The following is a 10743-nucleotide window of genomic DNA, read 5'->3' as shown; positions in this document are numbered from 1 at the left end:
GGCGCGGGCCGGTGTCGGGCGAGCCGCTGCATGGTGGTGGGCTCGACGACGTGCGGGTGGGGGAGCACCAGCGCGTCGCGGTCCCACCGGCGGCGCACCTCGGCGGCCGCGCCCTCGGTCAGCGTGGCCACGACGGCGGCCGCCGGCACGAGCACGTCGAGCTGGGCGTCGTGCAGGGCGCGGTCGAGGTGGTGCGGGTTGCGCAGGTCGTGCACGGTGAGCACGAGCGGCTTGCCGTGCGTGCGCAGCGCCTCGACCAGCGCGGTGAGCTGCGCCGGGGCGAGGGCGTCGAAGCCGAAGTGCACGTGCATCAGGTCGAAGGAGCCGTGCGAGCGCTCCACCCAGGCTGGGTCGAGCATCGCCGGCGGCCACCACGGCTGGCCCGCGGCAGCCGGTCCGCCCCCGGGTGCGGGGTCGGCCAGACGGCGCACGGGGTCGTCGAGGTCGAGGTCGGGCGACGACAGGTGCCGCACGTACACGTGCCCGGCGGGCACGGACGCGACCCTGATCTCGGGACGACCCCGGCGGGGCCCCATGGACGGCCCAGTGGACGACACCGTGGATGGCCCGGTGGACGACTCCGTGTCGGCGAGCGGCATGCTGACTGACCCCCTCGAGGCTGTGGGCGACCGCGGACCGGTCGCGTCCCAGGAGGTACCCGTGGCCGAGGGGGTGAACCCTCCCCGTCACACGCGTCGGGGGAGGCGTCCAGCGGACGGCCTCCCCCGTGGCGGGTGCGCCCGACTCAGAGGTCGAGCGTGCCCACCCAGCGCTCTCCCTCGTCGCCGCCCCACGCGTCCCACGCGACGCGACCGGGCGACGGGAAGCCGTCGGAGCCGTTCTTGAAGCCCTCGGCGTCCTTGTCGACGTCGTGCCGCTTGAAGTAGGCGCGCATCTTCGTGGCCTGCTCGTCGGTGAGCTTCTCGCCGTTCGCGAGCTGGTGGGCCCGGTGCTCGCCGGTGTCGGTGAAGCCCTTGCCGGCCTTGCCGTCCTCGATCCAGCGGACGGCCCGCTGCGCGGTCTCCTGCACGCCCTTCGGCGGCTCGTGCTTGCCCTCGCTCATCGTTGGACCTCTCTCGTCGTCAGCGCGATGGTCGCGAGGTCACGGGTTCTCGACGACGCCGTGGTCGCTCTTGTACGGCTCGCCAGTCAGCTTCGACTTCACCAGGCTGATCGCGGACGCGACCTTGCTGCCGGGCGTGTCCCAGTACTCCGCCTTGTCGACGCGCACCTTGATCAGCGTCGAGTTGTCGCCCTCCGGTCCCTCGGGCAGCCAGGCCTCGGCGAAGGTGTTCCACAGCTCCTTCAGCTTGGCGAGGTCGTCGACGACCTCCGCGTGGCCCGTGAGCGCCACCCAGGAGTCCGAGGAGCTGAACGTCAGCTGCACGTCGGACCGCTTCGCGACGTCGCGCGTGTGCTCGGTGTCCTTCGCCGTGATGAACCACAGCTCGGCGGGGTCGAGGTCGGTGTCCTGGCGCGCCATCGGGATGCTGCGCAGCGTGCCGTCGTCGGTGATGGTCGTGAACATGGCGATCCGCAGGTCGGTCAGCAGGTCGTCGAGGGTCTTCTCGTCTGTCGTGTCACTCATGGTGGCTCCTCGTCTCGGGGTCGTCTCGACCGTAGGACGGGGTCGGCGGGTACGCCTCCCGAAATTCGGGGGGTTCGACATCGCGTTCCGGGGTACCGGGCCCGGTCGACGTGCACGGCCGTCGATCGTCGCCGACGGTGGAGACATGACCGAGATCAGCCGTACGTTCACCGTCCAGCCCGCCCCCGCGACCGTCCTCGAGTACCTGAAGGACTTCTCGCACGCCGAGGAGTGGGACCCGGGCACCGAGTCGTGCCAGCGCATCGACGACGGCCCGGTCGCCGTCGGCAGCCGCTGGCGCAACACGTCGAAGATCGCCGGCGTCAGCACCGAGCTGGAGTACGAGCTCACCGAGCTCGACGACACGCACGTGCAGTTCGTGGGCACCAACGACACCGCCCACTCCACCGACACGATCACCGTCCAGCCGCACGGGTCGGGCAGCGAGATCACCTACGTCGCCGACATCCAGCTGAAGGGTGCCGCGAAGCTCGCGACGCCTGTCGTCAAGCTGGTCTTCGAGAAGATCGGCAGCGACACCGAGGACGACATGGTGCAGGTGCTCAACCGGCTCTGAGGCGTGCGTCGCTGAACCGGGACGTCGGGCCGGTGCGGGGAACATCCCGCTGCCGCCCGACGTTCACCCCCAGGTCTGCGCCGTGGTCGACGATGGAGCCCACGCGCCACCAGCACGCCCGGCACCGACCCCAGGGGACCGCATGAGCACCGCCACGACCGACCCGACCGCGACGACGGACACGCCCCCGCTGCCGCGCGAGCACCTGCTCGTCATCGGCACGCTGCTGGTGGCGTCGTTCGTGGTGATCCTCAACGAGACGGTCATGAGCGTGGCCGTGCCGGTGCTGCAGGACGACCTCGGCGTGCCGCCGTCGACGGGCCAGTGGCTGACTACCGCGTTCATGCTCACGATGGCCGTCGTCATCCCGCTCACCGGCTACCTGATCCAGCGGGTGGCCACGCGCACGCTCTACGTCGCGGCGATGTCGCTGTTCACGGCGGGCACGGTGCTCGCGTTCGCGTCGCAGGGCTTCGCGATGCTGCTGGTCGCGCGGGTCGTGCAGGCCTCGGGCACCGCCGTGATGCTGCCGCTGCTCATGACGACGGTCATGACGATCGTCCCCGTCGCCCGGCGCGGCGCGATGATGGGCAACATCACGGTGGTCATCGCCGTCGCCCCCGCGCTCGCTGGTGTACGGCCTCGTCGGCATCGGCGAGCACGCGCAGGGGTCGTCGGGCACGCCCACCTGGCTGCCGTTCGTCGTCGGCGGCGTGGCCCTGGCCGCCTTCGTCGCCCGCCAGCTGCAGCTGCAGCGTGACGACCGCGCGCTGCTCGACCTGCGGGTGTTCACGTCGGGCCAGTTCCGCATCGCCACGGGCGCGATGCTCATCGCCATGGCGGCCATGTTCGGCTCGTTCCTCCTGCTGCCGCTCTTCGCGCAGCAGACGCTCGGCCTCAGCGCGCTCGAGACCGGACTCATCACCCTGCCCGGTGGCGTCGTGATGGGCGTGACCGGACCGTTCGTCGGCCGGCTCTACGACCGGCTCGGCCCGCGCGTGCTCGGCCTGTGGCTGCTGGTCGACGTCGACGCGGACACGTCGGTCGCGTGGCTGGTGGGCGCCAACCTGGTGCTGATGCTGGGTCTGTCGGCCACGTTCACGCCGCTCATGACCACCGCCCTCGGGTCCGTCGAGCCTCGCCTGTACTCCTACGCGAGCGCCGTCGTCGGCAGCCTGCAGCAGGTGGCCGGCGCCGCCGGCGCGGCTCTCTTCATCACCATCATGACCGTCGTCTCCGCCAGCGGCGTCGACGCCGGACTCGGCGAGGGTCAGGCGTTCGTCGACGGCGTGCAGCGCGCCTTCCTCGTCGGCGCGATCCTCAGCCTCGTGCTCGTCGTCCTCGTCCCGTTCCTGCGCAAGGCCGACGCACCCGAGGGTGCGCCCGCTCACTGAGGGCGCCCCCGTCGCCCTGCGGGCGGTAGGTGGCGCGCGCTTCCTCGTCGGCGGCGGTAGGCAGCACGCGGAAAGCAGCGTCGAGAGCGCTACCCACCTACCGCTGACAGGTCGGGTTCCGCGCGCCACCTACCGCTCGGGGGGCGGGTCCCCTCGTCCTCGGCTTCGCCGTCAGCGGACCCGTGCGGCGACGCCTGCCGCCCGGCCTCGTGCGGGTGCTGGTGCTCGTCGTCAGCGGGTCGTCGGCGCTGCTGCTGCTCGTACGCTCCCTCCTCGGCTGAGTCGCGCGCCCCGGCCCGGCGACCCATCAGACCTGGGCAGAACGCGCCAGACGAACCTCTCTCGTCTACACTGGCCGGAGCAGGAGCCGTACGGCCCGCACTCGTGGGTGGGTGCTCAGCCACCGACCCGCCGCCGATGTCACTGGCGGCCGAGTCGCCGTACGCCCTGTCGCGGCGACGGGCACGACCCGTCCGCCGCCGGCCGAGGCAGACGTCCGGCCGTGGAGGAGGAGCCTGTTGGCCACGAGAACGCAGCAGCGGAACCCGCAGAAGGCACGCCAGAACGGCAGCGGGGCCCGGCGCAAGAAGCACGATGACGACACCGGACTCATGCCCGTGCTCGCGAAGGCGGTGCGCGAGGTCGAGAACGCCGTGCAGCGACGACGCGTCACCGCGTCGACCCGCGCCACCTTCCAGGCCGTCGGCCTGCTGGTGCGCGAGGAGCGCGCCCGCGTGAAGACCGCCACCGACCTCACCGAGCCGCAGCGCGCCGACCAGCTCAAGCGACTCGACGGCGTCGCCACCATCCTGGCCAAGACCGCGACGCGCGAGCCCGCGCTGCTCATGCTGCTCACCGACGACGCCGAGATCTCCAGCTCGACCCTCGCCCTCAAGCGTGAGTTGATGGCAGCCTCCGGCCTCGAGCTGGCCGTCGAACCGCCCGCCGCCACCACCGAGCTGCGGGTCGACCGCTCCGTCGTGCCCCGCTCCGTCGTCGCGCGCCAGCTCGCCAACCCCTTCATGCCGCCGGAGTTCTCGCCCGAGCCGCCGCCCCGCACCGGGCCCAGCCGCCTCGCCACGTGGGAGCTCATCGGCCCCCTGCTGTCGTCGTTCGAGCGGGCCGCCGCCGGTGCGCCCGCCTGCATGGAGCTCCCCGAGCCGCTCCCGCTGAACCACCGCGGACCCGACCTCATGCGCCACCAGGCCCAGCTCGTGTCGTCCGCCGCCGAGGGACACCGCACCTTCCTGCTCGCCGACGAGCCCGGCCTCGGCAAGACCGCGCAGTCGCTGCTCGCCGCGCACGCGGCGCAGGCCTACCCGCTGCTCGTCGTCGTGCCGAACGTCGTCAAGGCGAACTGGGCGCGCGAGGTCGGGCTGTGGACCCCGCAGCGCGCCGTCACGGTCGTGCACGGCAACGGTGACGACATCGACGCGTTCGCCGACATCGTCGTCGTCAACTACGAGATCCTCGACCGCCACGCCGGCTGGCTCGGCGACCTCGGCTTCCGCGGCATGGTGCTCGACGAGGCGCACTTCATCAAGAACACGTCGTCGCAGCGCTCGCGTCACGTGCTGCGCATCGCCGACCGCATCCGCAGCCGCACCGCGCGACCGCTGATGATGGCGCTCACCGGCACCCCGCTCATCAACGACGTCGAGGACTTCCGCGCCATCTGGCAGTTCCTCGGCTGGATCGACGAGAAGAAGCCGCTTCCCGAGCTGATGCACCGGCTCGACGAGACCGGCCTGACGCCGCTCGACCCCGGCTTCTTCCCCGCCGCCCGGCAGGCCGTCATCGACATGGGCATCGTCCGACGTCGCAAGATCGACGTCGCCGCCGACATCCCCGCCCGCCGCATCGCCGACATGCCCGTCGAGCTCGACGGCGAGGCCGGCCGCTCCATCCGCGCCGCCGAGGCCGAGCTGGCCCGTCGGCTCGTCGCCCGCTACGACCGGGCGGCCGCCGCCCGGGTCGAGGCCGGGCACCCGGTGGCCGACGTGCTCGACCTCGACCTCGTCCGCAAGGTCGCGGCGTGGGAGCGCGAGGAGGCCAACGAGTCGACCGGCGAGAACGTGTTCTCGATGGTGCGTCGCATCGGCCAGGCCAAGGCCGGTCTGGCTGCCGACTACACCGCCCAGCTGGCGCGCAGCGTCGGCAAGGTCGTGTTCTTCGCGAAGCACCTCGACGTCATGGACGCCGCGCAGAAGGCGTTCGAGGAGCGCGGCATCGGCTACTCGACCATCCGCGGCGACCAGACGGCCGCGGCGCGCGCGAAGGCGATCGACGCGTTCCAGAACGACCCGGGCACGCAGATCATCGTCTGCTCGCTGACCGCGGCCGGTGTCGGCATCAACCTGCAGGTGGCGTCGAACGTGGTCCTGGCGGAGCTGTCGTGGACCGACGCGGAGCAGATGCAGGCGATCGACCGCGTGCACCGCATCGGTCAGGAGGAGCCGGTCACCGCGTGGCGCATCATCGCCTCGCAGACGATCGACACGCGCATCGTGGAGCTCATCGACAGCAAGGCCGGGCTCGCCGCCCGCGCCCTCGACGGTGAGGACACCGAGGTCGACGTCACCGACGTCCAGCTCGAGGCCCTCGTCGGCATCCTGTCGGACTCTCTCCGCTCGCGTCGCCGCTGACCGGGCCCGCTCCGCCTGCGCGTTTGCGTGGGGCCCCACTCAAACGTGCGAGAACGACGCACGGTTGCGTTGGGGGGAGCTGGTTTACGTGGGGCCCCACGTCAACGGGCCTGAGGACGCGAGGCGGGGCGGGCCGCTCGATCAGCGCCGGGCGGTCACGCCGCGCGGGAAGGCGGGGACGTCGCCGGGCCAGTCGCCCAACCGTTCGCGAGCGGGTGAGCCGTCGTCGGTGCGCACGTTGACGAGGCTGAAGGACGTCTGCCCGGGGACGGGCTCGCCGCGCTCGACCCATCCGCCCTCGGCCGCTGCTGCGTCGACGTCGAACTCGGGGCCGTCGCCGGTGTCGACGCTGACCGTGATGTACGTGTTCGGCAGGTAGCCGGTGCGCACGGACCACGCCGACTCCACCAGGAACGTCACCAGCGCGGGTCCGTCGACGATCCGGTACCCCGGCGCGACCGTGACCCGGACGTCGTAGCCGGTGTTGCCCTTGATGTTCGGCGGCTCGCCCCCAGCCACGTCGATCGTCAGGCCGGGGATGCTCGAGACGGCAGCCTGCGCCTGGCGCAACGTCTGCCCGCCCGACGCCGCGTCGTGGGGGATGTCGTAGCGCGGGCCGCCCGCAGCACCGCAGCCTGCGAGCGCGACGAGGACGGCGACGGCCGCGACGACGCGTCTCGTCCTCGAGCCTGCGTGCGTCGTCGTCGAGGTGCCCATGCGGGAGATCCTGGCATCTCGGGGGTCTTGCTGGGGTGGGGGCCTCAGAGGTCTCGTCCTCCTGCTGCGCTGCCTCGGGATGTCTCGACGTGCTGGTGCGACGTCTGCGCGGGTCTCGGCTCGTTGCTGCGCCGCCTCGGCGTTCGCTGGGGGTGGTCTCCGAAAGGGCTTCGACCGGGCGGCTGGCATCCGCGCTGGTCTGGGGTCTCGGGCCGGGAGTTGGTGCTGGGGCGAACGCACGCGGACGCAGAAGCTTGGGTGCCCTTGGGGTTGGGGGGGACGCACGATTCTGCTTTCGCGTGGAACGGTCCACGCCAAGGCAGAATCCTTCCGGCGCGACGCCCTCCATCGGTGGATCATCAACCGCAGGGGCGCTCCTGATGTTGCAGATCCACCGATGAAACGCGCGAACGCAGAGACGAAGAATCATGCGTCACCCGAGAGCCCAGGCCAGACCCCGAGACCCGAACCCGCCCCCAGGCCCGCTGCCGGTCGAGGCCCTTGCGGAGACCACCCCCAGCGCGAGCCGCGGCAGCGCACCAGCAAGGTCAGGCTCCCGCAGGCAGCGCACCAGCAAGGTCAGGCTCCCGCAGCCGGTGCGCCGGCGGGACCCCGTCAGGCCAACGCGCGGTCGAGGTTGATGGCGGCGCTGATGAGGGACAGGTGCGTGAAGGCCTGGGGAAAGTTGCCGAGCTGGTCGCCGGTGGCGCCGATCTGCTCGGCGTAGAGGCCGAGGTGATTGGCGTACGTGAACATCTTCTCCAGCGCGACCTCGGCCTCGCGCAGACGACCGGCGCGGGTGAGGGCCTCGACGTACCAGAACGAGCAGAGGCTGAAGGTGCCCTCGCCGTCGCCCACCCCGTCGCCGTCGGCGTCGGCGTCCTCGATGCCGTCGGGGGCGGCGTGGACGTCGTAGCGGAAGACGAGGCTGTCGGCGACGAGCTGCTCCTCGACGGCCGCCAGCGTCGACAGGAACCGCGGGTCGACGGGCGAGCAGAACTTCACCATCGGCATCAGCAGCACGCCGGCGTCGAGCACCGGGTCGTCGTCGGGGGCGGCGTCCGGGTCGGCCTCGGCCATGAGGAACGTCTCGTGGTGCGGGTCCCAGTGGTCGCTGAGGATCCGCTCGTGGATCTCGTCGCGCACCCGCGACCACGCGCCGACGTCGCCGGGCAGCCCCCGGCGCCGGGCCATGCGGATCATCCGCTCGACCGCGACCCAGCACATGAGCCGGCTGGTGGTGTGGGCGCGCACGTCGCCGCGGATCTCCCACATGCCGGCGTCGTCGGCGTCCCAGTGCTCGAGCACCCAGTCGAGCACGCGCCGCAGGTCGTTCCACGCGTCGTGGCTGATGCCCGGCCCGTACTTGTCGAACAGGTAGACGGCGTCGATGACCTCGCCGTAGATGTCGAGCTGCAGCTGGTCGACGGCCGCGTTCCCGACCCGCACCGGACGAGAGTCGCGGTAGCCCGACAGGTGGTCGAGCTCGTGCTCGTCGGTGGGCGCCGACCCGTCGATGTCGTACAGCACCCGCAGCGGCCCGAGCTCGGCCTCGTCCTCGCGCTCCTCGCCGAGCCGCTCCGACAGCCAGCGGGTGAACGCGTTCGCCTCCGACGTGAACCCGAGACGCAGCAGCGCGTACAGGCTGAAGCCGGCGTCGCGGATCCACACGTAGCGGTAGTCCCAGTTGCGGGTGCCGCCGATCGTCTCCGGAAGGCTCGTCGTGGGGGCGGCGACGATCGCGCCACTCGGCTCGTGGGTGAGCAGCTTGAGGGGGATGGCGGAGCGGTGCACCGTCTCGCGCCACCGGCCGGCGTACGTCGACTGCGACAGCCAGCTGCGCCAGAACTGCGACGTCGCCTCGAACAGCGCCGACGTGTCGGTGTCGTCGCAGCCGTCGGTGGGGGTGTCGGCGTGCGGATCGAGCACCTCCAGCACGAACAGGGCCCGCTCGCCCTCCTCGAGCGTGAACTCGGCGGTCACGTCGCCGGCGTCGACCTCGAGCGGCACCGTCGCACCGAACGCCATGCGCACGCCCGGGTCGTCACCCCGGCCCTCGCACGTGAGGGAGACGCCGTGGCCCGACGCGACGTCGAGCGTCTCGAGGTCGGGCGTCGTGCGCCCGTAGTGGGGGCGGGCCGCCACCCGGGTGCGGACCACGGAGCGCCCGCGGACGGCCACCACGCGACGCACGAGGCGCTGGCGGTGGTCGGCGTCCTCCGCCCGGAGCACGGGCATGAAGTCGTGCACCTCGACCACGCCGTCGTCGGTGAGGAAGCGGGTGGCGAGGATCGCGGTGTCGGGGAAGTAGAACTGCTGCGACCGCACCGACCCGTCGACCGGCTCGAGCTCCCAGGCCCCGCCGCGCTCGTCGTCGAGCACCGACGCGAACACGCTCGGCGCGTCGAAGCGCCCGGGACAGAACCAGCCGATGGTCCCGTCGGTGCCGACGAGCGCGGCCGTGCGCAGGTCTCCGACCAGGCCGTGGTCGGAGATCGGCAGCGGCCCCGACGTCGGACCTGGTGGGGACCCCGTCATCGCAGGTGCCAGCCGCGCTCGCCCGCGAGGTCGAGCGCAGCCTGCGGGCCCCACGAGCCCTTCTCGTACGTCTGCACCGGCGGCGGGTCCTCCAGCACGGGCGTGATGACCTGCCAGAGCCGGTCGACCTCGTCGCCGCGCGTGAACAGCGTCTGGTCGCCGTGCATGACGTCGAGCAGCAGCCGCTCGTACGCCTCGAGCGGCCGGTGCTCCGGGTCGTCGTCGGGCAGCTTGAAGGTGGCCGACGCACGCGTCAGCTCGAACGTCGGGCCGGGGCGCTTCACGTGCAGCGCGGCCGTCACCTCGGGCGCCTCGCCGAGCTCGAGCACGAGCCGGTCGTCGCCGTCCTGACGCTCGTCGAACAGTGGCTCCGGAGCACGGAAGAACAGGGTCGCGGTGCGTCGGGTGGCCGCCATCGCCTTGCCGGTGCGCAGCAGGAACGGCACGCCACGCCAGCGGTCGTTGTCGACGTGCACCCGGACCGCCACGAACGTCTCCACCTCGGAGTCGTCGTCGACGCCCTCCTCGTCGCGGTAGCCCTCGTACTGGCCCCGCACGACGTCGTCGGCGCGCAACGGCTGCAGGTCGGCGAAGACCGCGGCCTTCGCGTCGCGCAGGTGGTCGGCGTCGATGCTCTCGGGCCGCTCCATCGCCAGGAAGCCGAGCACCTGCGAGAGGTGCGTCGAGACCATGTCGCGCAGGGCGCCGGTGGCCTCGTAGAAGCTGCCGCGGCCCTCGATGGTGAGCTCCTCCGGCACGTCGATCTGCACGGCGCAGACATGCTCGGCGTCCCACGACGGCTCGAGCAGGCCGTTCGCGAAGCGCAGCGCGAGCACGTTCTGCACGGCCTCCTTGCCGAGGAAGTGGTCGATGCGGAACACGCTGTCCTCGCCGGCGACCTCGTCGAGCGTCGCCTGCAGCGAGCGCGACGACTCCAGGTCGGTGCCGAACGGCTTCTCCACGACGATGCGCGCGCCGTCGGCGATGCCCGTCTCGCCGAGCATGCGGATCATCGGCTCCATCGCGGCGGGCGGGACGGAGAGGTAGACCAGTCGGCGCGCATCGCCGCCCAGCTCGGACTCCGCGTCCCGCACGGCGGCCGCGAGGTCGCTGCCGTCGTCGGCGTCGGAGGTCTGGAAGCTGGTGCGCGAGACGAGCCGCTCGGCGACGTCGACGTCGAGGTCGTCGACGAACTCCTTGAGCCCGTCCATCACCTGCTCGCGGAAGTCCTTCTTCGGCTCGTGCCGCCCCGACCCGATGACGCGGTAGTCGGCGGGCAGCCGG

8 protein-coding genes and 2 pseudogenes are annotated in these 10743 nt (G+C 72.0%); 4 read left to right on the top strand and 6 right to left on the bottom strand.

Features of this window, described 5'->3' with window-relative positions; translation table 11 throughout:
- The 3 genes and pseudogenes from A6Q79_RS12690 to A6Q79_RS12680 form a co-directional block, all read right to left on the bottom strand.
- Nucleotides 1–494: pseudogene (locus tag A6Q79_RS12690) on the bottom strand (glycosyltransferase family 1 protein); the annotation flags it as partial.
- A 251-nt stretch (nucleotides 495–745) separates the two neighbouring features.
- A complete protein-coding gene (locus A6Q79_RS12685; RefSeq protein ID WP_067860529.1) occupies nucleotides 746–1063 on the bottom strand; it encodes a hypothetical protein in 318 nt (105 codons plus the stop codon).
- 39 nt (nucleotides 1064–1102) lie between these two features.
- Nucleotides 1103–1588: a pyridoxamine 5'-phosphate oxidase family protein gene (locus A6Q79_RS12680; protein WP_286691212.1), complete on the bottom strand. Its 486-nt coding sequence runs from the start codon at nucleotides 1586–1588 to the stop codon at nucleotides 1103–1105.
- A 145-nt stretch (nucleotides 1589–1733) separates the two neighbouring features.
- On the opposite strand from A6Q79_RS12680, the gene A6Q79_RS12675 reads away from it, so the two are divergent.
- From A6Q79_RS12675 to A6Q79_RS12660, 4 genes are all read left to right on the top strand, one after another.
- Nucleotides 1734–2165 carry an SRPBCC family protein gene (locus A6Q79_RS12675; RefSeq protein ID WP_286691213.1) on the top strand — a complete coding sequence of 144 codons (432 nt, stop codon included), beginning with the start codon at nucleotides 1734–1736 and terminating at the stop codon, nucleotides 2163–2165.
- A 142-nt stretch (nucleotides 2166–2307) separates the two neighbouring features.
- Nucleotides 2308–2925, top strand: coding sequence for an MFS transporter (locus tag A6Q79_RS12670; protein WP_317698526.1), 618 nt, complete (start codon nucleotides 2308–2310; stop codon nucleotides 2923–2925).
- On the top strand, nucleotides 2879–3559 hold the full coding sequence (locus A6Q79_RS12665; RefSeq protein ID WP_317698524.1) for an MFS transporter: 681 nt from the start codon (nucleotides 2879–2881) through the stop codon (nucleotides 3557–3559). The genes A6Q79_RS12670 and A6Q79_RS12665 overlap by 47 nt, the downstream gene beginning before the upstream one ends.
- Before the next feature lie 518 nt (nucleotides 3560–4077).
- Nucleotides 4078–6204, top strand: a complete 2127-nt coding sequence (locus tag A6Q79_RS12660; RefSeq protein ID WP_317698522.1) for a DEAD/DEAH box helicase — start codon at nucleotides 4078–4080, stop codon at nucleotides 6202–6204.
- A gap of 141 nt (nucleotides 6205–6345) precedes the next feature.
- Here the strand turns inward: A6Q79_RS12660 and A6Q79_RS12655 are convergent, their stop codons facing one another.
- The 3 genes and pseudogenes from A6Q79_RS12655 to A6Q79_RS12645 form a co-directional block, all read right to left on the bottom strand.
- On the bottom strand, nucleotides 6346–6921 hold the full coding sequence (locus tag A6Q79_RS12655; protein WP_286691215.1) for a hypothetical protein: 576 nt from the start codon (nucleotides 6919–6921) through the stop codon (nucleotides 6346–6348).
- 615 nt (nucleotides 6922–7536) lie between these two features.
- On the bottom strand, nucleotides 7537–9459 hold the full coding sequence (locus A6Q79_RS12650) for a glycoside hydrolase family 15 protein (RefSeq protein WP_317698518.1): 1923 nt from the start codon (nucleotides 9457–9459) through the stop codon (nucleotides 7537–7539).
- Nucleotides 9456–10743 (bottom strand): annotated as a pseudogene (locus A6Q79_RS12645) (glucose-6-phosphate dehydrogenase); the annotation flags it as partial. The pseudogene A6Q79_RS12645 and the gene A6Q79_RS12650, both read right to left, overlap by 4 nt.

It is taken from the genome of Aeromicrobium sp. REDSEA-S32_B7, assembly GCF_001626145.1.
GTDB lineage: Bacteria > Actinomycetota > Actinomycetes > Propionibacteriales > Nocardioidaceae > Aeromicrobium > Aeromicrobium erythreum.
This window is presented reverse-complemented; position numbering and strand designations above follow the sequence as displayed.